This window comes from Jeongeupia sp. USM3 (assembly GCF_001808185.1).
Classification (GTDB): Bacteria; Pseudomonadota; Gammaproteobacteria; order Burkholderiales; family Chitinibacteraceae; genus Jeongeupia.
The window spans coordinates 2,399,067-2,426,039 of the sequence record NZ_CP017668.1 but is presented as its reverse complement, the minus strand read 5'-3'; the positions used below and the strand labels follow the sequence as shown (position 1 = coordinate 2,426,039).

Annotated in this window: 35 protein-coding genes and 1 other RNA gene; 16 read left to right on the top strand and 20 right to left on the bottom strand. The window is 65.4% G+C overall.

What is annotated here, in order from left to right; all coding sequences use genetic code 11:
• Window position 1: 1 nt before the first annotated feature.
• Window positions 2-262 carry an accessory factor UbiK family protein gene (locus BJP62_RS11410; RefSeq protein WP_070529754.1) on the top strand — a complete coding sequence of 87 codons (261 nt, stop codon included), beginning with the start codon at window positions 2-4 and terminating at the stop codon, window positions 260-262.
• 300 nt (window positions 263-562) lie between these two features.
• Here the strand turns inward: BJP62_RS11410 and rnpB are convergent.
• The 4 genes from rnpB to BJP62_RS11390 form a co-directional block, all read right to left on the bottom strand.
• Window positions 563-1,053: RNase P RNA component class A (gene rnpB, locus BJP62_RS11405), an RNA gene on the bottom strand.
• Window positions 1,054-1,062: 9 nt separating this feature from the next.
• The gene (locus tag BJP62_RS11400; RefSeq protein ID WP_070529753.1) at window positions 1,063-1,542 is read right to left on the bottom strand and encodes a hypothetical protein; all 480 of its coding nucleotides are present in this window, start codon (window positions 1,540-1,542) and stop codon (window positions 1,063-1,065) included.
• A complete protein-coding gene (gene pyrC, locus BJP62_RS11395) occupies window positions 1,539-2,585 on the bottom strand; it encodes a dihydroorotase (protein WP_070529752.1) in 1,047 nt (348 codons plus the stop codon). Before pyrC ends, BJP62_RS11400 begins: the two co-directional genes overlap by 4 nt.
• A 142-nt stretch (window positions 2,586-2,727) precedes the next feature.
• Window positions 2,728-2,955, bottom strand: a complete 228-nt coding sequence (locus tag BJP62_RS11390) for a sulfurtransferase TusA family protein (RefSeq protein ID WP_070529751.1) — start codon at window positions 2,953-2,955, stop codon at window positions 2,728-2,730.
• Between the two features lie 95 nt (window positions 2,956-3,050).
• Between BJP62_RS11390 and BJP62_RS11385 the strand changes: the two genes are divergently transcribed.
• The 8 genes from BJP62_RS11385 (at window position 3,051) to BJP62_RS11350 (ending at window position 10,919) form a co-directional block, all read left to right on the top strand.
• Window positions 3,051-3,707 carry a response regulator transcription factor gene (locus BJP62_RS11385; RefSeq protein WP_070529750.1) on the top strand — a complete coding sequence of 219 codons (657 nt, stop codon included), beginning with the start codon at window positions 3,051-3,053 and terminating at the stop codon, window positions 3,705-3,707.
• Window positions 3,704-4,984 (top strand): ATP-binding protein, encoded by a 1,281-nt coding sequence (locus BJP62_RS11380; RefSeq protein WP_070529749.1) that lies wholly within the window; start codon window positions 3,704-3,706, stop codon window positions 4,982-4,984. The genes BJP62_RS11385 and BJP62_RS11380 overlap by 4 nt, the downstream gene beginning before the upstream one ends.
• A 138-nt stretch (window positions 4,985-5,122) precedes the next feature.
• A complete protein-coding gene (locus BJP62_RS11375; RefSeq protein ID WP_070529748.1) occupies window positions 5,123-5,371 on the top strand; it encodes a hypothetical protein in 249 nt (82 codons plus the stop codon).
• A 282-nt stretch (window positions 5,372-5,653) separates the two neighbouring features.
• The gene (locus BJP62_RS11370) at window positions 5,654-6,607 is read left to right on the top strand and encodes a cation diffusion facilitator family transporter (protein ID WP_070529747.1); all 954 of its coding nucleotides are present in this window, start codon (window positions 5,654-5,656) and stop codon (window positions 6,605-6,607) included.
• A 39-nt stretch (window positions 6,608-6,646) separates the two neighbouring features.
• On the top strand, window positions 6,647-7,216 hold the full coding sequence (locus BJP62_RS11365; protein ID WP_070529746.1) for a CNP1-like family protein: 570 nt from the start codon (window positions 6,647-6,649) through the stop codon (window positions 7,214-7,216).
• Window positions 7,217-7,227: 11 nt separating this feature from the next.
• Window positions 7,228-8,385 (top strand): sugar diacid recognition domain-containing protein, encoded by a 1,158-nt coding sequence (locus BJP62_RS11360; protein ID WP_070529745.1) that lies wholly within the window; start codon window positions 7,228-7,230, stop codon window positions 8,383-8,385.
• A 118-nt stretch (window positions 8,386-8,503) separates the two neighbouring features.
• On the top strand, window positions 8,504-9,763 hold the full coding sequence (locus BJP62_RS11355; RefSeq protein ID WP_236943600.1) for a GntP family permease: 1,260 nt from the start codon (window positions 8,504-8,506) through the stop codon (window positions 9,761-9,763).
• A 13-nt stretch (window positions 9,764-9,776) separates the two neighbouring features.
• Window positions 9,777-10,919, top strand: coding sequence for a glycerate kinase (locus BJP62_RS11350; protein ID WP_070529744.1), 1,143 nt, complete (start codon window positions 9,777-9,779; stop codon window positions 10,917-10,919).
• A 47-nt stretch (window positions 10,920-10,966) separates the two neighbouring features.
• Here the strand turns inward: BJP62_RS11350 and BJP62_RS11345 are convergent, their stop codons facing one another.
• The 7 genes from BJP62_RS11345 to BJP62_RS18465 form a co-directional block, all read right to left on the bottom strand.
• The gene (locus tag BJP62_RS11345; protein ID WP_070529743.1) at window positions 10,967-11,197 is read right to left on the bottom strand and encodes a DUF4287 domain-containing protein; all 231 of its coding nucleotides are present in this window, start codon (window positions 11,195-11,197) and stop codon (window positions 10,967-10,969) included.
• Window positions 11,198-11,222: 25 nt separating this feature from the next.
• Window positions 11,223-11,690, bottom strand: a complete 468-nt coding sequence (locus tag BJP62_RS11340) for an OsmC family protein (protein ID WP_070529742.1) — start codon at window positions 11,688-11,690, stop codon at window positions 11,223-11,225.
• Between the two features lie 84 nt (window positions 11,691-11,774).
• The gene (locus BJP62_RS11335) at window positions 11,775-12,317 is read right to left on the bottom strand and encodes an NUDIX hydrolase (protein WP_070529741.1); all 543 of its coding nucleotides are present in this window, start codon (window positions 12,315-12,317) and stop codon (window positions 11,775-11,777) included.
• A 122-nt stretch (window positions 12,318-12,439) separates the two neighbouring features.
• Window positions 12,440-12,817, bottom strand: coding sequence for a VOC family protein (locus BJP62_RS11330; RefSeq protein ID WP_070529740.1), 378 nt, complete (start codon window positions 12,815-12,817; stop codon window positions 12,440-12,442).
• Window positions 12,818-13,033: 216 nt separating this feature from the next.
• Window positions 13,034-13,414, bottom strand: a complete 381-nt coding sequence (locus BJP62_RS11325) for a VOC family protein (protein WP_070529739.1) — start codon at window positions 13,412-13,414, stop codon at window positions 13,034-13,036.
• Window positions 13,415-13,490: 76 nt separating this feature from the next.
• Window positions 13,491-13,841 carry a hypothetical protein gene (locus BJP62_RS11320; protein ID WP_083300880.1) on the bottom strand — a complete coding sequence of 117 codons (351 nt, stop codon included), beginning with the start codon at window positions 13,839-13,841 and terminating at the stop codon, window positions 13,491-13,493.
• A gap of 81 nt (window positions 13,842-13,922) precedes the next feature.
• A complete protein-coding gene (locus BJP62_RS18465) occupies window positions 13,923-14,285 on the bottom strand; it encodes a hypothetical protein (protein ID WP_145927187.1) in 363 nt (120 codons plus the stop codon).
• Between BJP62_RS18465 and BJP62_RS18460 the strand changes: the two genes are divergently transcribed.
• Window positions 14,284-14,481 (top strand): hypothetical protein, encoded by a 198-nt coding sequence (locus BJP62_RS18460; protein WP_145927186.1) that lies wholly within the window; start codon window positions 14,284-14,286, stop codon window positions 14,479-14,481. The two genes, BJP62_RS18465 and BJP62_RS18460, sit on opposite strands and share 2 nt — an antisense overlap.
• Before the next feature lie 147 nt (window positions 14,482-14,628).
• Here BJP62_RS18460 and BJP62_RS18455 read toward each other — a convergent pair whose 3' ends face one another.
• From BJP62_RS18455 to proB, 6 genes are all read right to left on the bottom strand, one after another.
• Window positions 14,629-15,042, bottom strand: a complete 414-nt coding sequence (locus BJP62_RS18455) for a hypothetical protein (protein ID WP_145927185.1) — start codon at window positions 15,040-15,042, stop codon at window positions 14,629-14,631.
• A 146-nt stretch (window positions 15,043-15,188) separates the two neighbouring features.
• Entirely contained in the window at window positions 15,189-15,611 is a 423-nt protein-coding gene (locus tag BJP62_RS18450; protein WP_145927184.1) for a hypothetical protein, read from the bottom strand.
• Window positions 15,612-15,793: 182 nt separating this feature from the next.
• The gene (locus BJP62_RS11310) at window positions 15,794-16,240 is read right to left on the bottom strand and encodes a GNAT family N-acetyltransferase (RefSeq protein WP_070529737.1); all 447 of its coding nucleotides are present in this window, start codon (window positions 16,238-16,240) and stop codon (window positions 15,794-15,796) included.
• Between the two features lie 204 nt (window positions 16,241-16,444).
• Entirely contained in the window at window positions 16,445-16,798 is a 354-nt protein-coding gene (locus BJP62_RS11305) for an MmcQ/YjbR family DNA-binding protein (protein WP_070529736.1), read from the bottom strand.
• Window positions 16,799-17,059: 261 nt separating this feature from the next.
• Window positions 17,060-17,590, bottom strand: coding sequence for a hypothetical protein (locus BJP62_RS18445; protein ID WP_145927183.1), 531 nt, complete (start codon window positions 17,588-17,590; stop codon window positions 17,060-17,062).
• A gap of 113 nt (window positions 17,591-17,703) precedes the next feature.
• On the bottom strand, window positions 17,704-18,819 hold the full coding sequence (gene proB / locus BJP62_RS11295; protein WP_070529734.1) for a glutamate 5-kinase: 1,116 nt from the start codon (window positions 18,817-18,819) through the stop codon (window positions 17,704-17,706).
• Window positions 18,820-19,159: 340 nt separating this feature from the next.
• Between proB and BJP62_RS11290 the strand changes: the two genes are divergently transcribed.
• From BJP62_RS11290 to BJP62_RS11280, 3 genes are read left to right on the top strand one after another with little or no spacing between them, the layout of a single operon-like run.
• Window positions 19,160-19,780, top strand: coding sequence for a sulfite oxidase heme-binding subunit YedZ (locus BJP62_RS11290; protein ID WP_070529733.1), 621 nt, complete (start codon window positions 19,160-19,162; stop codon window positions 19,778-19,780).
• A complete protein-coding gene (locus BJP62_RS11285) occupies window positions 19,749-20,519 on the top strand; it encodes a threonine/serine exporter family protein (protein WP_070529732.1) in 771 nt (256 codons plus the stop codon). Before BJP62_RS11290 ends, BJP62_RS11285 begins: the two co-directional genes overlap by 32 nt.
• Complete coding sequence (locus BJP62_RS11280) at window positions 20,516-20,965, top strand: threonine/serine exporter family protein (RefSeq protein ID WP_070529731.1); 450 nt, start codon at window positions 20,516-20,518, stop codon at window positions 20,963-20,965. The genes BJP62_RS11285 and BJP62_RS11280 overlap by 4 nt, the downstream gene beginning before the upstream one ends.
• A gap of 1 nt (window position 20,966) precedes the next feature.
• On the opposite strand, the gene BJP62_RS11275 is transcribed toward BJP62_RS11280, so the two are convergent.
• From BJP62_RS11275 to BJP62_RS11265, 3 genes are all read right to left on the bottom strand, one after another.
• Window positions 20,967-21,359 carry a DUF1641 domain-containing protein gene (locus tag BJP62_RS11275; protein ID WP_083300877.1) on the bottom strand — a complete coding sequence of 131 codons (393 nt, stop codon included), beginning with the start codon at window positions 21,357-21,359 and terminating at the stop codon, window positions 20,967-20,969.
• 22 nt (window positions 21,360-21,381) lie between these two features.
• Window positions 21,382-22,572, bottom strand: coding sequence for an NAD(P)/FAD-dependent oxidoreductase (locus BJP62_RS11270; RefSeq protein ID WP_070529730.1), 1,191 nt, complete (start codon window positions 22,570-22,572; stop codon window positions 21,382-21,384).
• A 95-nt stretch (window positions 22,573-22,667) separates the two neighbouring features.
• Window positions 22,668-23,603: a LysR family transcriptional regulator gene (locus BJP62_RS11265; RefSeq protein ID WP_070529729.1), complete on the bottom strand. Its 936-nt coding sequence runs from the start codon at window positions 23,601-23,603 to the stop codon at window positions 22,668-22,670.
• Between the two features lie 110 nt (window positions 23,604-23,713).
• On the opposite strand from BJP62_RS11265, the gene BJP62_RS11260 reads away from it, so the two are divergent.
• The 3 genes from BJP62_RS11260 to BJP62_RS11250 all read left to right on the top strand — a co-directional run bounded on the left by BJP62_RS11260 (window position 23,714) and on the right by BJP62_RS11250 (window position 26,402).
• On the top strand, window positions 23,714-24,946 hold the full coding sequence (locus BJP62_RS11260) for a D-amino acid dehydrogenase (RefSeq protein WP_070529728.1): 1,233 nt from the start codon (window positions 23,714-23,716) through the stop codon (window positions 24,944-24,946).
• A gap of 16 nt (window positions 24,947-24,962) precedes the next feature.
• On the top strand, window positions 24,963-25,316 hold the full coding sequence (locus BJP62_RS11255; protein WP_070529727.1) for a RidA family protein: 354 nt from the start codon (window positions 24,963-24,965) through the stop codon (window positions 25,314-25,316).
• A gap of 183 nt (window positions 25,317-25,499) precedes the next feature.
• Window positions 25,500-26,402 carry a transporter substrate-binding domain-containing protein gene (locus tag BJP62_RS11250; RefSeq protein ID WP_070529726.1) on the top strand — a complete coding sequence of 301 codons (903 nt, stop codon included), beginning with the start codon at window positions 25,500-25,502 and terminating at the stop codon, window positions 26,400-26,402.
• Window positions 26,403-26,973: the final 571 nt, after the last annotated feature.

Here is a 26,973-nt window from a genome sequence, read left to right as displayed (position 1 = left end):
CATGCTGAAAGAAAAATTCTTCGACGAGATCTCCAGCAAGATTTCCGAAGCGATCGCCGCCAGCCCGGCCAAGGACGTCGAGAAGAACGTGCGCGCGATGATGGCGAGCGCGTTCACCCGCATGGACCTCGTCACCCGCGAGGAATTCGAGATCCAGCAGGACGTGCTGGCGCGGACGCGCGAGAAGCTCACCGAACTCGAAGCCCGGGTGAATGCGCTGGAAGGGAAGCTGCTGGCCGGCAACCCGCAAGACGCCCTCTGAGGCGTGCGCAGGCTGCTGCGCGACCGAATCCCTGCGTCGTGCGCGCCTCGCAATCCTCATGGACAACACGTCCATTCCGGTTGCTGCGGTGCTGACTCCTTGGCCTTCGGCCGCTCGCGACGCCTGCCCGCGCTCCAGCCGCAGGCTTTGGTTTCACTTCGGGCGACGTCAAGTGTCTCGCTCGCCCGCTGAAGCAGCTCGGCCCCTTGTGGCGCACGGTATGCATGCTGCGCCGCTGAATAAGCCGCTGAACAGACGTAAAAAAGCCGAGGTTTTCACCTCGGCTTTTTTGTTGCGATCGGGCGAAGCCGGCCTGTAAGCCGGGTTCTGTTCGCACGGCGAACCGTGCGCGACCGCCATTCCTCTAGGCGCAGCGTTACCACTGCACTCAAGCAACCTACCCGCAGGCTCGACGGGCCGCCTCAACGCCTGCTGCTTGGTCTTGCTCCGGATGGGGTTTACCCTGCCGGCGACTGTTGCCAGCGCCGCGGTGCGCTCTTACCGGCCCCTTGCGGGGCTTCCCCGACGGGAACACCTTTTCACCCTTGCCTGTACGCGGTCCCGATCGCTTCAACCGACCGTTCAACCCGACCCACCCAGTCTGCAAGCACCCTGAGTGGGTGGACTTTGCGCCGCTTGCGCGCCGCGAAGTCCCCGCCATCGGCGGTTCAGCTCTCTGTTGCACTTTCCGTCGCCTCGCGGCGCCCGGCCGTTAGCCGGCATCCTGCCCTGCGGAGCCCGGACTTTCCTCCCCCCCGATTGCCCGGGGCGGCGACGATCCGGCCGGCTTCGCGGCGCCATTATCCCGCGTTCAGCACCTCGCCGGCAAACGGAAGTCCGCCGGCCTCGGCCAGCGCACGCGCCAGCGCCAGTTGCCGGGCGCGGCCGCGGCGGGTTGCGCGGCGGTGGGAGAAGGCGAAACGGCGGCCGCCGTCGCCCTCGACCAGCACCCACAGCGTGTCCGGACCGACGAGGTTCGGGTCGGTTTCGAGCACCACCTGCCGGTAGTTCGACACCGGCTGGCGGCGGGTATACACCGGCACGATGCCGAGCAGCATCGTACGGCGCACGAACTCGTTGCCGCTGAGGCGGCGCTCGCTCGGCAGCGCCCAGAACACCGCGGCCAGCGCGAGCATCGTGTACCAGAACAGGCCGAAGAAGGCGCGCTCGAAGTGATCGGGCGCGATCAGCGGCTGCCCCCACCAGCCGGCCAGCGCCAGCACGGCGCCGGACAGCCACCAGCCCGGCCGGGCGATGTCGCGGGCGACCAGTGTCGTCACGCTGCGTGGTCCTGCAGGCGCCAGCCCAGCGTTTCGCCGGCGCGCAGCGGCACGACGTCGTGCTCGCCGAACGGGTAGGCGGCCGGCACGGTCCAGCTTTCCCTGACCAGCGTGACGGTGCCGGTGTTGCGCGGCAGTTTGTAGAAGTCCGGGCCGTTGAAGCTGGCGAAGGCTTCGAGCGCATCGAGCTTGCCGACCGATTCGAACGCCTCGGCGTAGAAGCCCAGCGCCGCGTGCGCCGAGTAGATGCCGGCACAGCCGCACGCGGCTTCCTTGGTGTGCTGCGCGTGCGGCGCGCTGTCGGTGCCGAGGAAGAACTTGCTGCTGCCCGATGTCACCGCGGCCAGCAGCGCCCTGCGGTGTTCTTCGCGCTTGAGCACCGGCAGGCAGTAGTGGTGCGGGCGGATGCCGCCCTGGAACAGCGCATTGCGGTTCATCAAGAGGTGCTGCGGCGTCACCGTCGCGCCGACGTTGTCGCCGGCGGCGAGGACGAATTCGGCGGCCTGGCGGGTGGTGATGTGCTCGAAGACCACGCGCAGGGTCGGCAGCCGCGCGAGCAGCGGCGCCATCACCCGGTCGATGAACGCCGCCTCGCGGTCGAACACGTCCACCGACGGGTCGGTGACTTCGCCGTGCACCAGAAAGGGCAGGCCGACTTCGGCCATTTTCTCCAGCGCCGGCATCACGCCGTCGAGCGCCGACACGCCGGCCTCGGAGTTGGTCGTCGCGCCGGCCGGGTAGAACTTCACCGCGTGGACGAAACCGGACGCCTTGGCGCGGGCGACCTCGTCGGGCGTCAGCGCCCCGGTCAGGTACAGGGTCATCAGCGGCGTGAAGTCGCTGCCGGCCGGCAGGGCCTTGAGGATGCGGTCGCGGTAGGCGGCAGCCAGCTCGACCGTCGTCACCGGCGGCTTGAGGTTGGGCATGACGATGGCGCGGGCGAACTCGCGCGCCGTGTGCGCAACGACCGACGCCATCAGGTCGCCGTCGCGCAGGTGCAGGTGCCAGTCGTCGGGGCGGGTGATCGTGAGTTGAGTCGTCATTGGAAACCTTTGCAAAAGTGGCTGCGCCAGCAAATCGCTGTGTCGGGCGGTGCTCGAAATCCTCATGGACGGCATGTCCATTCCGGTTTCTGCGCGCCTGCCTCCTTGCGCTTCACCGGCTCGCCGACTTTTTCAGCGCTCCCTAGCGCTTGCGGATCAGGAAACGGAATTGGGCTTCGACCGCCGTCGATTCGAGCAGTTCATGGCCGGTCTGGCGGCAGAAGGCGGCGAAATCGGTCGGCGTTGCCGGGTCGGTACAGGTGACGGACAGCGTCTGCCCCGATGCCAGCGTCGCCAGCGCCTTTTTGGTGCGCAGGATGGGCAGCGGGCAGTTGAGGCCGGAGAGGTCGATGGTCTGGTCGGCGGTCATGGCAGCGGCGCAGGTACAAAAGCATATTGTACCGCGCCGGCTGCCCGCGCCGTGCCGGCGGTGAAATAATGGTGGCAGGAAACCGGAGAACACGAATGCGCATCCTGCTGGTGGAAGACGACCCCCTGCTCGGCGACGGCGTGCAGGAAGGCCTGCGCGACGCCGGCTGGACCGTCGACTGGATCGCCGACGGCGAGGCCGCGCGCACGGCGCTGCAGGCCGACACGGCGTTCAATGCGCTGGTGCTCGACCTGGGCCTGCCGCGGCTGCCGGGGATCGAGCTGCTGCGCTGGCTGCGCGGCGCCGGCATTGCGCTGCCGGTGCTGGTGCTGACCGCACGCGACGGCGTCGACGACCGCATCGCCGGGCTCAACGCCGGCGCCGACGATTACCTGATCAAGCCGTTCGCGCTCGGCGAGCTCGACGCCCGGCTGCACGCGCTGGTCCGCCGCGCCAACGGCCGGGCCGAGGCCGAGATGAGCTGGCGCGACCTGCGCTTCGACGCCGCCAGCCTGACCGCCCGCCGCGGTGACGACGTCGTCAGCCTGACGTCGATGGAGGCGCGGCTGCTGCACCTGCTGCTGTCGGCGCGGCCGCGCTACCTGTCGCGCGAACAGATCGAGGTGCGGCTGTACGGCTGGCTCGAATCGGGCGAGAGCAACAGCCTCGACGTCCACCTGTCGCACCTGAGGAAGAAGCTCGGCGCCGGCAGCATCGAGAACGCCCGCGGCCTCGGCTGGCGGCTCGCATGAAGCCGCGCTCGCTGCTGTGGCGGCTCGGTGCCTCGCTCGCCGTCGCCGTGCTCGCGCTGTGGCTGGTGATGGTCATCGGCGTCGGCCTTCAGGTCCGCCACGAAATCGGCAAGGCGCTCGACCACCAGCTCGAATGGAATGCCCAGCTGTCGCTGGCGGCGTTCACCGACGACCCGGTCGCGCTGCCGACGGTCGACCCGCACCGGACCGCCTTCGCGCTGTACGACGACCAGGGCCGGCTGCTCGAGGCGAGCTCGTCGCCGCCGCTGCCCCGGCTGCCGGCTGGCCGGCACGAGATCGATTTCGACGGCCAGCGCTGGGTGGTCCGCGTCGCGACGTCCACCCATCACGCGATGGTGCTCGGCGAGCCGCAGCTGGTGCGCGACTACACCGCGCTCGACACCGCCGGCGATCTGGCGCTGCCGATGCTGGTCGTGCTGGCGCTGCTGCTGCCGCTGGTGTTGTGGCTGGTCTGGCGCGGGCTGCAGCCGGTGCGCGATTTTGCCGATGCGGTCGCCGCGCGCACGCCCGAACGGCTCGAGCCGCTGGCGCAGCCGGCGCCGCCCGAGCTGCTGCCGCTGCAGGGGACGCTGAACCGGCTGTTCGACGAACTCGGCGCCGCATTCGCGCGCGAGCGGCGCTTCACCGCCGACGCCGCGCACGAGCTGCGCACGCCGCTCGCCGCGGTCCAGGTCCAGCTCGAGGTCGCCGAACGCGCGCGCGACCCGGAGCGGCGCGAACGGGCAACGGCCCAGGCGCTGGCCGCATGCAACCGCGCCAGCCGCCTTGTCGACCAGTTGCTGGCGCTGGCCCGGCTCGAGCAGCACGGCGCCGCGCGGACGCTGGCACGCGAGCGGATCGACTGGCCGGTGCTGTGCGAGACACTGTTCGCCGAGCTCGACGCCGCCGGAATCCCGCCGCCGCTGCTGCAGTTGCACGCGCCGTCGCCGCTGCTCGGCGATTCGGCACTGCTGACCGTGCTGCTGCGCAATCTGATCGACAATGCCCGCCGCTATGCCGGCCCGCAAGCCACGGTGACGGTGCGGATCGCCGCGCACACGCTGACCGTCGACGACGACGGTCCCGGCGTCGACGCCGGCATGCAGGCCAGACTGGGCGAACGTTTTTTCCGCCCGGTCGGCCAGGCGCTGCCCGGCGCCGGGCTCGGCCTGTCGATCGTCGCCCGGATCGCCGACCTGCACCGCGCCGGACTCCGCGCCGGCAATCGCGACGGTGGCGGCTTTGCCGTGCAGATCGTCTTCCCGCTACCGGCCTGAGCGTCCCGTCGCGGCCGGGCAGCACGCTGGCGGAGTGCTCGCGGCCCGGCAGCCGGCCGGGCAATACGGTTGCTACAAGCAACATAATGCATTGTAAAATACCGTACTTTGGTTCAGACCGGTCCCGCTTCCACCCGAATGTCCAAGTTATTTTCCCGCTGTTTCTGGATTCTCGTCGTTTCCTGTGCGATCGCCGGCATCGTCGGTGCAGATGACTTCATCTTCAACGTGTCCCCCGGAAAGGACCTGCTGCCGATCGGTGTCGAGGTCATGGCGGCGATCTCCTTCGTGATCAGCATCATCACGCTGATCACGCTCTGGGGCGTGTGTGCCGCGATCAGGAAAGAGCTGGAACAGCTCAACAAGAACCTGAATCCGGACCGATAGGACTGCAGCCATCCGGCCGGAGCGCAAGCACCGCCGGATCGGCATGCCACCCGCCGGTGGTTGTTTCGGGCCCCGGTGCCCAAGGGCTGTCGTCACGCGTTTCGCGGCTGCGCCGTGCCGAAGGCCAGCGACAAGGCACGCGACGTGCCCTTTTGCAGGTAATGACGAGTGGTTGCCGGGGACGCAGCGGCGGGGCTGTTTTCGGCTCGGCCCTGCGGCTTCGGGGCATCTCGGGCCCCGTGCGGTGTCGCCAGGCCCTAGACTTCGGAATACGGAGGCCCCATGACGCCCGACCACGACCACGACCACGACCACGACCACGACCACGACCACGACCGGCACGATCATCGCCACGGCGCCGGCGCATCGCAACGGCGGCTGCTGCTGGCGCTGGTGCTGACCGCCGGCTTCGCGCTGGTCGAGCTCGGCGGCGGGGTGTGGGCCGGTTCGCTGGCGCTGATCTCCGACGCGGGCCACATGTTCACCGACAGCGCCGCGCTGCTGCTGGCGGTGATCGCCAACGTGATCGGCCGCCGGCCGGCCGACGCGCAGCAGTCGTACGGCTACGCCCGTGCCGAGCTGATCGGCGCGCTGGTCAACAGCCTGGCGATGATCGCGCTGATCATCTGGATCGCCGTCGAGGCGGTCAGCCGGCTGGTGGCGCCGCAGCCGGTCAACGGCGGCGGGGTGATGCTGATCGCGGTGATCGGCCTGCTGGTCAACCTCGTCTCGGCGTGGCTGCTCGCCGGCGACGCGCACAACCTCAACAGCCGTGCCGCGCTGGTCCACGTCCTCGGCGACCTGCTCGGCTCGGTCGCCGCCATCGTCGCCGGCGCGGTGATCTGGTTCACCGGCTGGCTGCCGATCGACCCCATCCTCTCGGTTGCCGTGTCGCTGCTGATCCTGCGTTCGACCTGGCGGCTGCTGCGGCAGTCGACGCACGAGCTGATGGACGGCGTGCCCGGCCACCTGAACCTGGCCGAGATCGGCGCGGCGATCGCCGCCGAGCCCGGCGTGATCGAGGTCCACGACCTGCACGTCTGGCCGCTCGGCGGCGGCCGGGTCGCGATGTCGGCGCACCTCGTCGTCGCGCAACCCGAACAATGGCCGGGGCTGCTGCTGCGGCTGACGCGGATGCTGAGCGAGCGCTTCGGCATCGGCCACGCGACGCTGCAGCCGGGCTGGTTCGTCCATCCGCCGGGCAAGGTGATCCCGATCCGGGCCGGGCAACGCTGACGTGTGCTAGCATCGCCAGCGTTATCCGGAGTCCCGCTGATGAAACGCCTCGCCCTGATCGCCGCCTGCCTTGCCGCTTCCGTCCACGCCGCCGAGTACAACAACCCGCAGACCGCGGGCGACAACACCGGCCTCAACATCATGGACATGCTCAAGGACAAGGAGCAGCCGGCGCCGGCCGAAAAACCGTTCGACCGGCCCGAACTGTCGTCGCTGAAGCAGTGGGCGCCGTTCACCGTCAACTACGAATCGCGCCGCAACAGCTTCTACATTGCCGTCGACTCGATCACCGTCAGCCCCGACGACAAGCTGGTGCGCTACGCCGTCGCCGTCGTGCCCAAGGGCGGCGTCTGGAACGTCACCTACGAGGCGATGGACTGCAGCAGCGCGCAATACCGCGTCTACGCCTACGGCAGTGGCGACGGCCAGTGGCAGGACCTGAACCGCAAGTGGCAGAAGGTCGTCAAGGCCAACTACAACGCCTACTCGGGCGAGCTGCTCGACGACTTCTGCCGTTTCAACGATCCGCTGGCGCAGGACGACATCCGCAAGGGCTTCGGCCTGAGCCGGGCCCAGAAGCCGGTCGTCAACCCCGGCGGCAACTACTAGGACCGGCTGTCATGAGCCGGCTCGACCCGGCGCTGGCGCAGGAGATCGTTGCGCGGACGATGCGCATCATCGCCTGCAACGTCAACGTCATGGACGAGGGCGGGACCATCGTCGCCAGCGGCCACCCCGAACGGATCGGCCAGTTGCACGAAGGCGCGCTGCTGGCGCTGGCGCAGGCACGCACCGTCGAGATCGACGGCGCCACGGCCGAGCGGCTCAAGGGCGTGCGCCCCGGCGTCAACCTGCCGCTGTCGAGCGAAGGGCGCATCGTCGGCGTCGTCGGCCTGACCGGCGAGCCTGGCGCGGTACGCCAGTTCGGCGAGCTGGTGCGCGTGACCGCCGAAATGACGCTCGAGCAGGCGAGGCTGACCCGGCTGCTGGCGCGCGACACCCGGCTGCGCGAGGAGCTGGTGCTCGAGCTGACCCGCACCGAAACACCCGATGCCCGGCTGACCGACTGGGCCCGCCAGCTCGGCATCGACCTGGCCGCGCCGCGCGTCGCCGCGGTGATCGAAATCGACAGCAGCGAGCTCGGCGTCGACGCCGCCTTCAACGAGCTGCAGCGGCTGCAGACGCTGCTGACCACCCCCGAGCGCGACAACCTGATCGCCACGGTTTCACTGTCCGAAGTCGTCGTTCTGAAGCCGGTGGTCGAGCGCGCCGGCCGCTGGGATTTCGAATCGCACCGCGACCGCGTCTGGCAGCTGCTGGCACGGATGCGCATCGAGAGCCCGCTCGGCGTGCGCATCGCGCTCGGCAACTACTTCGCCGGTGCCGGCGGCCTCGCCCGTTCGTACCGCACCGCGGCGACGACGCTCAAGCTCGGCCGCCAGCGCGACCCGGATGCGCGGGCGTATTTCTACCAGGACCTGGCGCTGCCGGTACTGCTCGAAGGCCTGCACCAGAGCTGGCAGGCCGCCGAGCTGGCGCGGCCGCTGGCGCAACTGCAGCGCGCCGATGCGCGCGGCCAGCTGCGCGAGACCTTGCTCGCGTGGTTCGCCAACGACATGCACCCCGGCCGCACCGCGCAGGCGCTCGGCATTCACCGCAACACGCTCGACTACCGGCTGTCGCGCATCGCCGATGCGACCGGGCTGACTCTCGAGCACACCGACAACCGGCTGCTGCTGTACGTCGCGCTGCAGCTCGACCTGACCCGGCCGGCTTGATTCCCATCAAACCTCCGAAAAATACCGAAAACCCATCGGCATAGTTCGTGCAATTGCACGTAGTGTAGTCGGAATCCGCCGACTACCATCGGCTCCACAACACATGGGAGTCGATATCATGGAAGTCTCTACCCTCGGCGCGCTGGCGGCGCTCGTCGTCGCCATCGGCCTGATCCTCAAGAAAGTGCCGCCGGCCTACGGCATGATCGTCGGCGCCTTGGTCGGCGGCCTCGTCGGCGGCGTCGACATCTCGGCCACGGTCGAGCTGATGATGGGCGGCGCCAAGGGCATCATCCCCGCGGTGCTGCGCATCCTCGCTGCCGGCGTGCTCGCCGGCGTGCTGATCGAATCGGGCGCGGCCGCGGCCATCGCCGAAACCATCGTCAAGAAGCTCGGCGAAACCCGCGCGCTGCTGGCGCTGGCGGTTGCGACGATGATCCTGACCGCCGTCGGCGTGTTCATCGACGTTGCGGTGATCACCGTCGCGCCGATCGCACTGGCGATCGCCCGCCGGGCCGACCTGTCGAAAATGGCGATCCTGCTGGCGATGATCGGCGGCGGCAAGGCCGGCAACGTGATGAGCCCGAACCCGAACGCGATCGCCGCGGCCGACACCTTCCACCTGCCGCTGACCAGCGTGATGGGTGCCGGCGTGATCCCGGGCCTGTTCGGCCTGGTGGCGGCGTATTTCATCGCCAAGCGGCTGATCAACCGCGGCAGCAAGGTGCAGGAATCCGAGGTGATCCAGCACGACCACGGCAGCCTGCCGTCGTTCGGCGCGGCGCTGGTCGCACCGGTCGTCGCCATCGTGCTCCTGGCGCTGCGTCCGCTGTTCGGCATCAAGATCGACCCGATGATCGCCTTGCCGCTCGGCGGGCTGATGGGCGCGCTGGCAATGGGCAAGTTCAAGAACAGCAACAGCTACGCCGTTGCCGGCCTGGGCCGGATGGCGCCGGTGGCGATCATGCTGCTCGGCACCGGTACGCTTGCCGGCATCATCGGCGCCTCGCACCTCAAGGTCGTGCTGATCGACGTGCTGCAGGCGTCGGGCCTACCGGCCTACGTGCTGGCGCCGGTGTCCGGTGCGCTGATGTCGCTGGCGACCGCGTCAACCACCGCCGGTACCGTCGTCGCTTCGCAGGTGTTCAGCAGCACGCTGCTCGAGCTCGGCGTGCCGGCACTCGCGGCCGCGGCAATGATCCACAGCGGTGCAACGGTGTTCGACCACATGCCGCACGGCAGCTTCTTCCACGCCACCGGTGGCGCGGTGAACATGAGCATCACCGAACGCCTCAAGGTCATCCCGTACGAAACCGCCGTCGGCCTCGTGATCACCATCGTGTCGACGCTGATCTTCGGCGTGTTCAAGATCTTCTGACAAGGAGCGAAGCATGAAAATCGTCATCGCCCCCGATTCGTACAAGGAAAGCCTGTCGGCGCTCGACGTCGCGATCAATATCGAGGCCGGCATGCGCGAAGTCTGGCCCGACGCCGACTACCTGAAGCTGCCGGTTGCCGACGGCGGCGAAGGCACCGTCGCCGCGATGGTCGACGCGCTGCACGGCAAGCTGGTGCACACCAGCGTGACCGGCCCGCTCGGCGACTGCGTCCAGGCGTTTTACGGCCTGTCCGGCGACGGCCGGACCGCCATCATCGAAATGGCCGCCGCCAGCGGCCTGGCGCTGGTGCCGCCCAGCCTGCGCAATCCGCTGCAGACGACGAGCTACGGCACCGGCGAGCTGATCCGCGCCGCGCTCGACGCCGGCGCCCGCCGCTTCATCATCGGCATCGGCGGCAGCGCGACCAACGACGGCGGCGCCGGCATGGTGCAGGCGCTCGGCGCCCGGCTGCTCGACCGCGACGGCCGCGAACTCGGCTTCGGCGGCGGCGCGCTGGCGCGGCTGGCGCTGATCGACGTGGCCGGGCTCGACCCCCGGCTCAAGGACTGCCATATCGACGTCGCCTGCGATGTCGACAACCCGCTGACCGGCCCCAAGGGTGCCTCGCACGTGTTCGGCCCGCAGAAGGGCGCAACGCCGGAGATCGTCGCCCAGCTCGACGCCAACCTCGGCCACTACGCCAGCGTGATCGGCCACGACCTCGGCATCCACGTCGACACCGTGCCCGGTGCCGGCGCCGCCGGCGGCATGGGCGCGGCGATGCTCGCGTTCTTGGGCGGCACGCTGCGGCCGGGGATCGAGATCGTCATGGAAGCGGTCGGCCTCGACGCCATTGTCGCCGATTGCGACCTGGTGATCACCGGCGAAGGCCGGATCGACAGCCAGACGATCCACGGCAAGACGCCGATCGGCGTCGCCCGCGTCGCCAAGCGCCACGGCAAGCCGGTGATCGGCATCGCCGGCTGCCTGGCGCCCGACGTCGGCGTCGTCCACGCGCACGGCATCGACGCGGTGTTCAGCGTGCTCTACCACGCTTGCTCGGTCGACGAAGCACTCGCCAAAGCGGCCGACAACGTCCGGCTTGCCGCGCGCAATATCGCCGCGGCGCTGCAGATAGGCCGCGGGCTGGGCTGATCCCGGTACGCTTCGCAAAACGGCGCCCGCGGGCGCCGTTTTTTCGTTCAGGCATCGCCCTCGCGCCGGATGCCCTTGAGCAGCGCGTAAACCGCCATTGCATGACCGTGACCGAGCTCGAAGTCGGTCTTCAGCCAGTCGACGATCTGGCCAGCCTTCACCCCGGGCTTGAGCACGCCGTCGACCGCAAAACCCCGGGCGTCGGCCAGACGGCGGAAGTCGTCGGGCGACTGGCCGGTCTTGGCGCGGATATTGTCGAGATAGCTTTGAAACGACATGCAACACTCCCTGGCGGTCACCACTTCAGTCTAGGCAAGGCTCGCAGCGCACCTCGGTGCGCACCGAATTGGCGATGTAGCACGCCGCATGCGCATCGTGGTGCAGCCGGCCGATCTCGTCGCGGCTCGGCAGGCGGTCGCCGGAGAACAGCACGTCCGGACGCAGCGTCACCACCGTCATCGCCGTCTTGCCCTCGGCATTCGGGCCCATTTCGCCGACCGCGTGGTCGACGTAGCAGTCGACGCAGAAACCGCGTTTGGCGGCAATCGACAGGAACCACAGCATGTGGCAGCTCGACAGCGATGCGACGAACGCCTCCTCCGGATCGACCGCCGCCGCGTCGGACATCGGCAACGGCACGACATGCGGCGACGACGAACCGGCGACCTCGATGCCGCCGTCGAAACGCAGCGCATGCCGCCGGCTGTAACGGTTGCCGAGAAAATCCTGATCGCCGCGCATCCAGATCACTTCGGCGGTGTACTGCGCCATTTGCATTCCTCCCGGTTCAAAACCGCCGCCGGACGGGGGCGGGGCCGGTTCTCCATCAGTTCTCTATCGATGCTGCCCGACGATCTACAGCAGCCCTTTCAGCCGCAGCAGGCCGAATGCCGCCACGGTGACCGAATCGCGGATTTCGCCGGCGATGATCATCCGCTCGAACTCGGCAACCGCAACGCTGCGGCTGATCAGTCCTTCCTCCTCGGCCTCGGGCTCGGCGCCGACGTGGGTCAGCCCGGTGGCGAGAAAAACCCGGTACGCCTGTGTCGTCAGCCCGTAGGCGAGGAACAGCGGCCCGGCGTCGACCCAGTGCCCGGCGACGAAACCGGTTTCCTCGCGCAGCTCGATTTTCGCGGTTTCGAGCAGATCGCCCCTGGCCGCTTTGGCCACGCCCTGCGGCAGCTCCCAGTAGCGGCCCTGCACCGGATAGCGGAACTGCTCGACCAGCAGCACCCGGCCATCGGCGACGGCGGCGATCACGGCGAAATCGTCCTTCTCGACCACGCCGTACAGACCCTCGGCGCCGCCGGGCCGGATGAAACGGTCCTCGCGCACGCGCAGCCACGGGTTTTCATAAACGATGTCGCTCGACAACGGCGTCAGTTCGGACGAAGGCACGGCGAACTCCCTGCTTGCGCTAAGCAGGCGATTTTGCGCCGGAATGCCGCGCGGAGATACCCGCACGGCGGTGGCCTGCCCGTCGCCTCGGCCCCTCGACAAGCACGGCAAAACGCCCGCTTTCACGGCGCGCGCGGCGCATCACCCCCGGGGCCGGACGACATGAGCCCGATGCTGCAACCGAACGGGTCCACCAGCATGGCGGCCCGCGCACCCGGACCGGTGACGATCGGGCCGCGGTAAAGCCGTGCCCCGCGGGCCTGCAGCTGCGCGATCGACGCCTGCAGGTCCGCCACCGTCCAGTACACCGTAGTACCGCCAACGCCGCCCGGGCACTTGCCGTCCGCAGGGTGGAAGCCGAGGCTCACGCCCGGGCCGCGCACATAGGCGTAATGCGCGTTCTCGTATTCGACGTCGGCCGACAGCAAGGCCGCATACCACCGGGCCGCGGCGTCGATATCGGCAACAAACAGCACGACGGATTCAACAGCCTTGAACATCGCGGTATGCCCCTCCTGCGTGGCCGCACGATTTGAAGTTGATGTCTGCAGCAGGCGGCCTGCCAGCCGGTCACCGGCCGGATCTCGCCGCGACGTTTTCGTGGCGTTGGCGATCGTCGTCCGGCGGATTCTCCGACCTTTCAGCCTCTGCCCTGCAGGGTTTTGGGCCGCGATTCCCGCCCGGCGCCAAGCCGGCACGGCCGCGCCCGCGCGGGTTTAATTCACGGATGCTGCGTCAGCATGCAGCGCAATGCAGTTGCCTTCGCTATCTTCAAACTCTGCCACCCAGCCCAGATCACCAATGGGCGTCTTGGGATAGGTGATGCTTCCCCCGGCCGACACCGCTTTGGCCAGCGTGTCATCAATGCTGGCGACCCCGAAATAGATCCGGGCGCCCTGTTTTCCCGGCAGATAGCTGGCCCCCCGGGCAAGCGCGCCGCTGATCCCGTTCGCCCGCTGATCCGCCGGAAAAAACGCCATGTCGTTGCCATCCACCGCAAGGCGTTCCAGCTCGTGGCCGAATACCGCTTCGTAAAATGCAATGGCCCGTTCCAGATCGCCGACCGGGATTTCAAAGTGCACAACAGGATTCTTCATGGATTACTCCGGCATTGTTGGCCTGGCATCAAAATGATCGGCAGGATGAACCTGGTGATCAACCGCTTGGCGAAGCTCAAAGCAGATCAAGCAGATGGCATGATTTCCCGGTCTGGACGCTTCTCAGCTCAATGACGTCCAGATAATTCCGTCCGGACTTCGATTTGTACTCGGCGATGACATCGGCGGATACGATGCCGTTCGTTCTGATTTCGGGGGGCAGTTCATTCAACACGCCGTTCTTGTTCTTTGAAGTCAGAACGTACTTGTTTTTCGCCAGATCACAGCGAGTGAGGATTATTTCCTTTCCTTCAAGCTTTATTGTTCCCGAGTACACATCCGAATAGGTTTCCGCGTGCGCACTCACGGGCGCGAGACCGATGAGCGCTGTTAGCGCAACAGAAAAAACAGTCCATTTCGTTTGCATCGTTAAGTACCTGACGAAGATAAAGCGCCGCCCGCTTGAGGGCGATTCGGCGGCTGGAAGGGGCTGGCTTTGACTGCCATGTTAGCTTGCATTATCAGAGCGCCCATGGGTTGAACGGCGAATGAACTGCCAGGAAATAGCGCCGGCAGCCAGCGCGCCAAACAAATAAGACATGCACATGCCAAGATAAAGCGATATAGCAAGACCAGCATCCCATGACGGGGTCCGCAATGCGGGAAAAACCACGACGATATGGTTGGCAACAGGAACCCAAAACCACAGGGAAAACCATGGCAAACCGAGTACGGCAAGCCATACGACAAAGACAGCAAGAACAGGTGTGATTTTTTGTAGATACACCATGCGCTGAAGCTTTCGATATGTGACGAAAACGATACCCAAGAAAGGCAGGGTCACCGCGAAAGCGATAGCGACGGCGTTCATGAGCTACCTGACGTTAAAAATAGCCGGACGCCAAAGGCGGTCCGGGTTGATTGACATGTCAGGTCTAAGCCTGATTCGTGATCACCTTGAACCCGACAATGATTGCGCCAATAACGGCGGCTTGCAAAAACACTTTCTTCAATTTCTTTTTCTTTGCCGGTTGTTCGTTGCTCGGGAGTTTCTTGAAATCGGCTGAGTTTATGATTGCGTAATAAATCGCAACAAGGAGAAGGGCGGTAACAAAAAAACCGGTCGCGAGCACAGGGATTGACATTCAGTTTAGGCCTACCATTTGAGCTCAGCGGCTACCGTGCCCGCTGGAGCGAAGGGTTTGAGGGTTGGTTCACAGCAGCTTGTGACCGACCGAAGCAAGAGCACTGACAACGGTGAGTGCAACGCCAATACCAAAGGTGCCGAGCTGCCACCAGAATAAAGCCCAAGTTCTTGAACCGAGCCGCTGATAAAGAGCCCGGTGTTCTTCAATTGCTGACTCAGCAGCGCCTTGTTCTCTGAGCTTTGCCGTGAACATGGTTGCACGAAAATCTCTGAGCCGGTTGACTACGACCGCGATGCCAAGCGCAAAGGACGCTGACAAGAGAAGCAGAGATAAAGAGAACGTGCACTTTTGCCAACCTACGGGAGCGAACCCTTTATTTAGTAGCAGGGTAACCTGAAAGCCAATGGTTGCCACAGTGAGACCAAGAATGAGATTGATGACATAAGTAAGCTGACCAATGGTGACCGTTTGCCAACGCATGAAACTGTCGCTTGTACTTTGCTGCCCCATGAATCGTGGCCCTTTAGCGTTGGAGGTAACGGGCGGCCGGAGCCACGTAGTGGCGAAGGGAACCCAAAGCTTAGCTTTGGGCCGTCCGGCTGACCGAAAGGTTAGGTGCCTGTGGCTTAATGCGCCCAGCAGTTGTTTTTGTTGTGCAGAAATACATGACTGTTTCCACTGCGATCCATCGCAACACCAGCGCTGCCCCACGGGAAGCAAGCTAGGCCACTAGTTTGCCCTAGCTTGCTTGTAAGCCACTGAGAACAAGCGTGATGCTCATCACTTAGCTCTGCATTGGGGAAAGTAAAGAAACAGCTCACCAGAGCTCCCCGCTCAAAACGCAGCTCCAGGAGAACCGGCAGGCCGTTGTCAACGAGTTGGACTGAAGCGAACTGGCAGAGGACAGATTTACCGAGAACAATAACTTGTTGTTCCGGTTGAACGGTGAATGCTGCCGTGAGCTCATTAAGTTTCAAGCGAGAGCTGATGCGGAAGCTCTCAATCTCGACGCTTCCGTCATTTAGATCAATTAAAATTGGCGAGTTCATAGCGCCTAAAAAAATTAAACACCCTAAAAAGCGTGTTTAAACGCACCACATGGTGCAATAAATTTATCGGCGTCACTGCGGGCCGCATATTGCTTGTCCGTCGCTGTGTTATCGCCCCCTAACGGCACTGAAAAACACACCATGCCGGTGCATAACCCGGACTTCATTCCATTCCGGCCGAACTAAGTGCCGACGTGCGCCGCGGCGCCGTTGAGCTTGTGCTCCATTCTCAGCACGCAACCCTGTTCGCCGACCGGATCGAAACCGAGCTTTTCGTAGAACTTCTTCGCCGAGTTGCCGTTGAACACGCAGAGGCGCACGGCGTCGAGGTTCCTGGCCCGGGCCAGCGAGATCGCGTGGTCGAGCAGGCGGGTGCCGATGCCGTTCCGCTGCACTCTGGGGATGACCTGCAGGTCGTTGATGTACAGGTGGTGCTGGCCGAAGCTGAGGCGGATCACCGCAACGCGTTCGCCGCCGTCCAGCACGACGTAGTTGTCGGTTGCCGCCAGACCCGTCGAACAGGCTGCGTCGTTCCACTCGATCCGGTGTTGTGCATAGTGGTACGCCATGTTCTGGCGGGTCACTTTCTCGATGAACGGATAGTCCAGACTGCTCGCTGCGCTGATCATAGAACTCCAGGGGCCAAAGGGCGGAAACCGTCATCGCCCGGCATGGCCGCGACGGAATCGCTTACTGTACATCACCAATGAAATCAGCATGAATCTTGTTTTCATCCAGATATGCATGTAAGCATCGTCATGGCCGGCAGAGACCAGCCCGGCGCATCAACGCCATGACGGCATGCACCCACCGCCGGGCATGCCGGGGCTTATTCAGTCCGGTCCACGTGCTGTCGCCTTTCCGGGACGCGTGATCGCTCTGGTATACGACCACGCAATCAGCTCTTGCAGGTAGTCGGCAGGGACGGCGCTGACATTCACGATGGTGACCCAGTGAAATCGGCCCATGTAACGGGCAGGTTTGATACCGGGTACGTCGGTCAGCTCCAGGAAGCGTTCAGGGGTTGTGCGGATACTGAAACGCCACTGTTCCGGTTCGCTGGTCTTGAAGTACGCAAACTTCTTGCAGCCCGAGTAGTAGACGAGGACGTTGCTGGGTGGCCCGAACAACTTTGACGAAGCACCGGGGTAGCGACTGCAATGCATTTTGACAGCGTCAACATCCATTTTCGATCCCTGAGTGGCTTAACGAATGAAAGGGGCTTCCCCGTCGCGAGACTGCGGCGCAAGCCGCCGGCCGTGCACGCTGCCAATGATGGCATTTCCAGCGCGCAGCTTGGGCCGAATCCGTGATGCTCAACGCGCCAGTCCGATGACCAATTGATCGCATTTTCGCCCAATGCCGGGCTTCATTTTATATAGCCCGACCTACACTGCTCGCCTCGCTGATCACGGGGCGTCAATGCCAACGGACAGATCACCACTCCGTCAAATGACAATAGGCATATAGATTACGTTTGGCTTTCCATTCAAATATGGCATGAAATATTCGGTTGAATATGTCGACACCCCATAACCAACCATATCGTCATATATTTTACTTGTTGTGTCAGCGTCATAAATAATCATTCCAACCGCTGAAAATGCAAAAGTAAAAAGGCTCTTGGTACGAATCTGCACCTGACGCAGCGCATGGTTTCTGACCAATGCGACCGCAGCAATTTCGTCGTACTTTATTCCAAAGGCCGGCTTGTACATCTTCTGTTCTTTGTCGAACTTGAGGAAACTCAGGCCGACATCGCTTTGCACGACGATGCAATCGAAAGCAAGCTTTCCTTCTGTGCCAGTAATGCAGGGTGCCTGAGTTTTTACATTTTCCTTCTTCAATCCGATATCGGCGTATGATTTTCCGCTACCAATATTATCCGTCGCAATTTGATACGGGCTGGCTGCACAGCCCGTGAGTAATGCAGCCACAAGAATTACAAATATTCTCTTCATGAAATTTGGCAAAGCCATTGAAATAAAATCATTCGACAATCGCACGCTGATCCAGGCATCGTTCCTTGCAATGCCGGATCAACAGCAATACAAAAAAATCGCGCTGAACGCGCTTCCTGCGCGACGAGACCTTACAGCAGCACCAGATTGTCCCGGTGCACCAGCTCCGGTTCGTCGATATAGCCCAGCGTGGCCTCGATCTGGCCGGTCGGCTGGCGCAGGATGCGTTTGGCGTCCTTGCTCGGGTAGTTGGCGATGCCACGGGCGAATTCGAGGCCGTCCGGGCCGACGACACGGACGATTTCACCGCGCGGGAAGTCGCCGTCGATGCGGGTGACGCCGATTGGCAGCAGGCTGGAGCCCTTGTCGAGCATGGCGCGGCGCGCGCCTTCGTCCACATGCACGCGGCCGTGGATCTGCAGGTGGTCGACGATCCACTGCTTCTTGGCCGCCAGCGGCGTGGTCTGCGAGATCAGCAGCGTGCCGATGGCTTCGCCGGCGGCGAGCCGGGTCAGCACCTGCGGCTCGCGGCCGCTGGCGATCACCGTGGCGGCACCGCTGCGGGCGGCGCGCTTGGCTGCGACGATCTTGGTATACATGCCGCCGGTCCCCACCGACGAACCGGCGCCGCCGGCCATCGCTTCGAGCTCGGGCGTGCCGGCAATCGCCTGGTTGACGAACTGCGCATCCGGGTTGCTGCGCGGGTCGGCGGTGTACAGCCCCTGCTGGTCGGTGAGGATGATCAGCGCGTCGCCTTCGATCAGGTTGGTGACCAGCGCGCCGAGCGTGTCGTTGTCGCCGAACTTGATCTCGGCGGTAACGACGGTGTCGTTCTCGTTGATGATCGGGATCACGCCGAACGACAGCAGGGTGAGCAGTGTCGAGCGTGCGTTCAGGTAGCGGGTGCGGTCGGCCATGTCGTCGTGCGTCAGCAGCACCTGGGCGGTTTTCAGTCCGTGCTGGCGGAACGCGCTCTCGTAGCCCTGCGCCAGCCCCATCTGGCCGACGGCGGCGGCGGCCTGCTTTTCGTGGACGGCGGTCGGCTTTTCGCTCCAGCCCAGCCGGGCGACACCTTCGGCGACGGCGCCGCTCGAGACCAGCACGACTTCCTTGCCCTGCTTGGCAAGCTCGGCGATTTCCTCGGCCCAGCGCGCCAGCGCTTGGTGGTCGAGCCCGCGGCCTTCGTTGGTGACGAGGCTGGAGCCGACCTTGATGACGAGGCGGTGGGCGGACTGGACGATGGTCATGGCGGTGGCGGGCGCGGGAAAAGAAACGATTATAAGGTCTGTCAGATCGGCGCGGCTGCAACGACCAAGCCATAGGGGCACGGCAGATGAAAAAGTGCCAAGCGTGTCCGGCGGGTCGCCCCCGTGGGCCCGCCCAGCAGGCAGGCCAGGGCAGCCCGCTTTCGCCGCTAAGCGCAGGCGCCCCGCAGAAAGTACCCTGGGGGTGAACCGGAATGGACATCGGGTCCATAAGGACACCCCGACAGCAAGCCCCCTTGCGGGGCTCGGAACACCGGACGGCAGCGAGATGCGCAACCGCCCGATGGGCGGAACCGCTGCACACCGACAAGGCCCAAGCACCATGATCCGACACCTGAAAATCGCCGTTTTCCTGATCTGCCTGCTGCCGCTGGCGCGGCTGGTCTGGCTGACGCCCGGCGCGGTGAACCCGGTCGAGTTCGTCACCCGCTCGACCGGCACCTGGGCGCTGGTCGGCCTGCTGCTCACGCTGGCGGTGTCGCCGCTGCGCCAGCTCACCGGCCGCAACGAGCTGATCCGCTTCCGCCGGATGCTCGGGCTGTTCGCGTTCTTTTACGCCTGCCTGCACTTCACGACCTGGTTTGCGCTCGACCACTTTTTCGATGTCGCGGCGATGTGGCGGGATATCTACAAGCGGCCGTTCATCACCGTCGGCTTTACCGCCTTCGTGCTGCTGATCCCGCTGGCGGTGACGTCGAACGACGCGATGGTGCGCCGGCTCAGGCGCAACTGGGGCCGCCTGCACAAGCTCGTCTACCCGATCGCGATTCTCGCCGTCGTGCACTTCTGGTGGCTGGTGAAGCGCGACATCACCGAGCCGGCGACCTATGGCCTTGTTTTGGCGCTGCTTTTGCTGTGGCGGCTTGATCGTTGGCAAAAACGCCGCAATGCATCCGGTCCACAATCGAAGCATGGACGTGCGACTGCCTCATCCCCCCCCTGATCCGGCCCGGATCGCCAAGCTGGCGCTCGACGCCGCGGTGCTGGTGCACCAGAGCGGCGGCGATACCGCGCGCACCACGGCCACGCTCGATCGCGCCGCGCGCGCGCTCGGCGCCGGCCGCGTCGACGCGATCGTCTCGTCGCTGAGCCTCGGCGTCACCGTCAGCGTCGACGGCCGGCAGGAAACCGCGCTGCGCCGTGCGCCGCACATGGGGGTCAACTTCCGCGTGCTCTCCGGCGTCAGTCGCGCCGTCAACGCGCTCGAAGCCGGCCGTGTCGGCGCCAACGGCTTCGCCACGCTGCTCGACGACCTTGAAAGTTATCCACACTACTATCCGGCTTGGCTGGTGGCCGTGTTCGTCGGCTTCGCCTGCGGCGCCTTCGCGGCGCTGTTCCACGGCGACCTGATGGCGGTGGCGGTCACCAGCGTCGGCGCCGCGCTGGGCATGCGCGTGCGCCAGCTGCTGGCGCAGCGCCACTTCAAGCCCTTCGTGTTCGCGCCGGCGGCGGCCTTCGTCGCGACGCTGGTCGTCGGTCTGCTGAAATCGCTGACCGGCACGCCCGAAGCGGCACTGGCGGCGTCGGTGCTGTTCCTGATTCCCGGCGTGCCGCTGATCAACGGCGCGGCCGACCTGCTCAGCGGCAGCTACCTGAACGCGCTGGTGCGGCTGACGATGGGCGCGGTCTTCGTCGTCGGGCTGGCTTTGGGGATGAGCGTGGCGTTGAGGATCGTCGCATGAGCAGCTGGCTGATCTCGCTGTGGGCCGCGCCGGCGGCGCTCGGTTTCGCGCTGCTGTTCAACGCGCCGCCGCGCGCGCTGTGGGCCGCCGCGGTGCTGGCGGTGATCGGCCGGCTGCTGCGCGACGTGCTGATGCACACCGGCATCGACATCACCCTCGGCACGCTGCTGGCGGCGCTGGCGATCGGCGGGCTGGCCGAGCTGTGGGCCCGCCGCGCGCGGCTCGCCGCGCCGGTGTTCGCGATCTCGGCGGCGATCCCGATGGTGCCCGGCGTGTCGATGTACGAGGCCGTGCATGCGCTGATGAAGCTCTCCGGGCTCGCGGCCGGGCAGTCGGGCGAGGCCTATCTGGTCGACGCCGGCAGCAGCATCGTGCGCGCGGCGATGATCCTGCTGGCGCTGACGATCGGCATTGCGATGCCGTCGCTGCTGATGCGGAAACGCTAGGTTAGCACTGCTTTCCGATCGCGTTCAGCGTTCTGAGTGCCAATGCCACTCCGCGGCGGGTGTCCGCTTCACGAAGCAGCGACAGCAGGCCATAGAGACTGGGGGGAGCCTCCTCGGCACTGGTTTCGGCCTTGGCCATCCGCACCGCATTGCCAAGACTCCAGGACACAGCGGTCGCATCCTCGAACAAACCGGCCAGCTTTTCCACCAGGGCCGAATCCAGCAGGTCGACCAGGTCGGAAACCAAAGCGAGGACGTCGACGATATTGTCCATGCGCCCGCCGTCCAGCAGCGGTTGCAGCTTGTTCAGCAGCGCTTCGAGCCCTGCGTTGTGATCGGGCTTCAGCATATTGACGCTGGCACTGATGACCGGCGACTCATTGAGGGCATCCATGGATTTTCCTTCCTGTGCAGGATCAAAGCATTCCGCGCGCCACGGCCCAGTACAGGCCGCGGTTGAATCCATTGCGCAGCAGGCCGCCGAGTTTGCTCGGCGGCGTCGGCAGAACGTCATGCGCATAGTCGTACCACAAGGGCATCCCCGCATTCAGCCCCATTTGCGCTACCGCCTGAACGCGTCCGTCGTACACCGCGCCGGGCGCCCCCAGGCGGATTTCGGCGGTGATGTTGTTGGCGATCACGGGTGCCTGATTGTGGCAGGCGCCTCCAGCCTTGCTGACAGGCAGGTCCACCGTGTCACCGATGACATAGACACCCTCGAGTCCATAGACCTGTAGCGTTTCATGATTGGTCGGCAACCAGCCTTCGTGATTCTCGGCCTGTGATACGCCACTCTCGAGCACCACATCCACCGCACGAATCGGCGGAGTCGCCATCAGGATATCGAAGGGCTGCTCGTCCCCTTCTTCGGAATAGGCAACGCGCCGGTCCGGATCGACCCTGCTCAGGGTGAAGCCGCGCTGGAAACGGATGTTTTTCTGCTCGAAGACGCCTGGCAGAATCTCGCCGGTCGGTCGCTGCAGGAACAGACAGTTGCGCAGGAGCTGGGCGGTGGTGGGGTAGGTGTAAACGATCTCGACCTTGTCCCGCACACCACGGCGACGCAGGAAGTCATCCAGCATCAAGGTCGTTTCCACCGGCGCGATGCCGCATTGATGCGGAATGTTGGGCGTCTTGGGAAAGGACACCGTGATGAAAATCCGGCCTTTTTCAATGGTACTCAGGCGCTGCGCCAACTGACGTGCCGCCTGGTATTGATAGAAGTGGTCGCCGGCCTCCTTGAGGCCGTCGATGCGTTCGGGCGCCGGAACGCAGCCTGTGGCGATGACGAGAAAATCATAACCGTAACGTTTGCCGCTGCGGGTCTGCACGTGCTGCCCGGAGAAGTCGAAACGGGTGACTTCGTCGACTTGAAATTCGATTTCCGGGCGCAGCAATGAACGCTCCGGGCGCTTCAATTCCTCGTGAAAGAACTGATTGAAGGCGACATACATGAAAGCGGGTTTGTAAAAATGATCCGGCGAATTCGAAAGCAAGGTAATGCGCACCTCGCCGCGCTGAATCTCCGGATACAGTTTTTTGACCAGTTGATTGGCGAGCATCGTGCCGCCAACACCGCCGCCGACGATAATAATCCGCTTGCCCATTCTTCACCTTCCTAGGCCAAAGTTCGATCACACTGGGTGTGAAAACAGCCTAGGTTGGAAATGAGCAAGTCGCCAGTCAGCTTTGCTTCCTTGGCTTATCCGCAGGGCTTGGCCTGGTTCCCGGCGTCGATAACGCGCGCCACCAGTTCGCCCGCCCGTGCCGCAAGCAGCTCGAGCAGCGTGCTCAGGGCATGCGCCGGGGTTTCGTCGGCGCGGGTCAGCGCGTAGAGCGTCATCGGCAGCGCCGGTGCCAGCGGCCGGATCATCGTCGTCGCTGGGTCGGCACCGAGCGCGGTGAACGGGTCGACGATCGCCACGCCGGCACCGGCCTCGACCAGCGCACGCGCCAGTGGATAAGTCTGTACGGCGATGCGGATGCGCGGCGGCGGTTCGACCACGGCGAGATGATGTTCGAGCAGTGCCGACAGCGGGTCGTCGGTCGACAGCCCCACCAGCGGCGCGTCGGCGAGCTCTTCCAGCGCAAGCGGCGTGCCGGCGGCTGACCCAGCCCAGAAGCCGTCTGGCGCCAGTGCGACCAGCGCGCCGGAAGCGATCGTCCGCACCGCCAGCCCCGGGTGGCCGGGCTGTTTCAGCGTCAGGCCGACGTCGAGCTCGCGCATCATCAAGCCCTGGACCAGCTCGCGGGTGTGGTGTGTGGATAACTCGCAGGAACTCTGTGGATATCGTGTTAGCCAGCTGGTCATAAGCTGTGGAAGAAGCGACAGTGCCAGCGCCGGCGTCGCCCCCACCCGCAGCATCCGGCCCGGATTGCGCCGCAGGTTCTGCGCCAGCCGCCGCACCGACTGCAGGCTCTCGCTGACCTTGGCGATTTCGCGCTCGAGTTCGATCGCCTCCGGCGTGGCCTGCAGCTTGCCGCGCACGCGCAGGAACAGCGGAAATCCCAGTTGCTGTTCGGCGTGCTGCAGCACCTTGGTCACCGCCGGCTGCGACACGTGCAGCAGTTGCGCCGCGCCGCTGACCGATCCGCTCTGGCGGATCGCCTGGAACACCTCGATATGCCGTAGCCGCATTGCCCATAACCTTTGCTTATACAAAGGCCATGTTTATTCATTATCGCGGCGCTGTCACTGCGGATTAACGTGAATGTCATCGAGGGACATTCAACGGGCATTCGCAAGGCATGGCACAGATCTGCATCATCGGCGGCGGCGTGATCGGGCTGGCAACGGCGTGGGCGCTGGTGCGCGACGGCTTCGAGGTCACGGTGATCGAGGCGCGCGAGCACGTCGGCACCGAAACGAGCTACGCCAACGGCGGCCAGTTGTCGTACCGCTACGTTGCGCCGCTGGCCGACGCCGGCGTGCCGCTGAAGGCGCTGGGCTGGCTGGGCCGCGACGATGCACCGCTGCGGCTGCAGCCGCGGCTCGATCCGGCGCAGTGGCGCTGGCTGGCCGCCTTCGTGCTCGCCTGCCGCGGCCCGGTCAACCGCCGCAACGGCGCGCACCTGCTGCGGCTGGCGCTGCAAAGCCAGGCCACGCTGGCGCAATGGCTGGCCGGTGACGGCCTCGGCGATTTCGGCTGGCGCCGCAACGGCAAGCTCGTCGCCTTCCGCGACCGCGCCAGTTTCGAGCACGCGGCGCGGCATCTGGCCGACCCGGCGGCGCAGCAGGTGCTGGGCGCCGACGACTGCTTGCGGCTCGAACCGGCGCTGCCGGCAGGCGCCTTTGTCGGCGGCGTCCATACGCCCGACGAGGAAGTCGCCGACTGCCACGCCTTCTGCCTGCGACTGGCCGAGAAGCTGCTGGCGTCGAACCGCTGCACGCTGCTCACCGGCCGGCGCGTCTCGTCCATCGTCCACAACGGCCGCAGCGCGCACGGGGTGATCGTCGATGGCGATTTCCTGCCGTTCGACCACGTCGTCATCGCCGCCGGCCACCGCAGCGGCGCGCTCGGCCTGCCCGGCATCCGGCTGCCGCTGTATCCGCTCAAGGGCTACAGCCTGACCCTGCCGGTCGGCGCCGGCCACACGCCGCCCGAAACCAGCATCACCGACTACGACCGCAAGATCGTCTACGCCCGGATCGGCGCGCAATTGCGCATCGCCGCGATGGTCGACATCGTCGGCTTCGACGCCTCGCCCGACCCGCGGCGGCTGGCGGTGCTGCGGGCGCAGGCGCGCGAGAGCTTTCCCGGCGCCGGCGACCACGATGCCGCGATCGAATGGGCCGGGATGCGCCCGGCGACGCCGACCGGCGTACCGCTGATCGGCGCCACACCGTACCGCAACGTCTGGCTCAACGTCGGCCACGGCGCGCTCGGCTTCACGCTGGCCTGCGGCAGCGGCCAGATCCTCTCCGACCTGATCACCCGGCGCGCGCCGGCAATCGACCTCACCGGCCTCGCCGCAGCCTGAACCAAGGAAATCCCGCATGTCCCTGACCCGCATTGCCGGCAATGATCGCCTTTCCGGCGCCGTGATCGCCGACCGCTTCGTCTTCCTGTCCGGCCAGGTGCCGGCCGGCGACGGCAACATCGTCGAGCAGACCAAGGAGGTGCTGGCGAAGATCGACGCCCTGCTGGCCGAGGCCGGCGCGCACAGGGACGACATCGCCAGCGCGACGATCTACCTGAAGGACATCGCCGCCGACTTCGCCGCGATGAACCGTGTCTGGAGCGCCTGGCTCAGCCCGGGCAAGGCGCCGTGCCGCACCACGGTGCAGGCCGAACTCGCACGGCCGGCGGTGCTGGTCGAGATCACCGTCACCGCCGTCAAGCCGCAGTAACCGTTCCACATGAAACGCTGCCTGCGCCTTGCCTGATTACAGCACCAGGCCTGCCCCAAGGGGCCTGCCTTCCGGCGCAGCCGCGCGAGCAGCACGGCAAGCGGGTACAACACCGCCAGCAGGATTTTGTTAGTCGCTCTACACAACCAGGCCACGGGCCGCTACACCACCGGGAGTCCACGCATGAACAAGTTTGTCCTGACCACGCTGACCGTCTCGACCCTCGTTGCCAGCCTCGGCTGTGCGGCGGCCGACGAGCTGAGCGGCACGCTGAAGAAGATCAAGGAATCGGGAACGATAACCCTGGGTTATCGCGATGCCTCGATCCCGTTCTCCTATCTGGGCGACGGCAGCGGCCGGCCGATGGGCTACTCGGTCGAACTCGCCGCCAAGGTGGTCGATCAGTTGAAGAAGACGCTCGGCATGCCCAACCTGCAGGTGAAGTACAACCTCGTCACCTCGCAGACGCGGATTCCGCTGGTGCAGAACGGCACCGTCGACCTCGAATGCGGCTCGACCGGCGTCACCGCCGAGCGGCAGAAGCAGGTCGATTTCTCCTACGGCTTCATCTATGTGAAAGGCCAGCTGCTCACGCACAAGGACAGCGGCATCCGCGACTTCAAGGACCTGAAGGGCAAGAACGTCGTCACCACCGCCGGCACCACCAACGAGCGCTACCTGAGGAAGCTCAACGCCGACGAGCAGATGAACATGAACGTGATCAGCGCCAAGGACCACGGCGAGGCCTTCCTGATGCTGCAGTCGGGCCGGGCGATGGCGTTCTACATGGACGACGCGCTCTTGTACGGCGAACGCGCCAAGGCCAAGGCGCCGCACGACTGGATCGTCGTCGGCACGCCGGCGTCGCGCGAGATCTACAGCTGCATGGTGCGCAAGGACGACGCGCCGTTCCGCGATCTGGTGAACGGCACGATCGCCGGCGTGTACAAGTCGGGCGAGATCAACAAGATCTACCAGCGCTGGTTCCAGGAACCGATCCCGCCCAAGGGCATCGACCTCGAGTTCCCGATGACGGCGGAGCTGAAGGAGATCATTGCTAGGCCGACGAGCGAGCCGGCGAAGTAATCGGCTTGAAGGCTTGAAGCAGCAGCGCCGCCGGTTGGCGGCGTTGTTGTTGGTGCAGGCGGGCTTGGGAGGCTGATGTCGCTGCGTTTGGCGCCTGCGGCGCGGTTGTAAAGGCGTTTACATGCGCGTTCCGCCGCGCGGACGGGAAGGGAGCTTTGTCTCGCCAAAGCCCCCTTCACCCCAAAGGCGCCCCGCGCCCTGCGGCCCTCCGGGCTGCCCTCGATCGGTCGCGAGCCAAGCCATAAAGCCGGCTCGTCTCGCTCCACTCCTCGGCGCTGGCGAACGGGATGAAAGGCAGCGCACGATTCACCGAAACTGGTTTGCCTCACATCTGCTCACTGCCGGTTGCATGCCGCCCAGATCCCCTCAGTAGCGCCGAGCAGCGCAAGTCGGCACGGGGTAGTCGGGGATCGCTGTTTGAGCGCAGCGAGTTTGCGATTCCCGCCGTGGCGACTGAGCAGCACAGGGCACCCCGAAGGGGCGCGGATGCGGGGTCGCCTTTTCTTTGGGCACTTTCTTTTGGCGAAGCAAAAGAAAGTGCCACGTCCGCCGGGCGGAACCGGCAATCAAG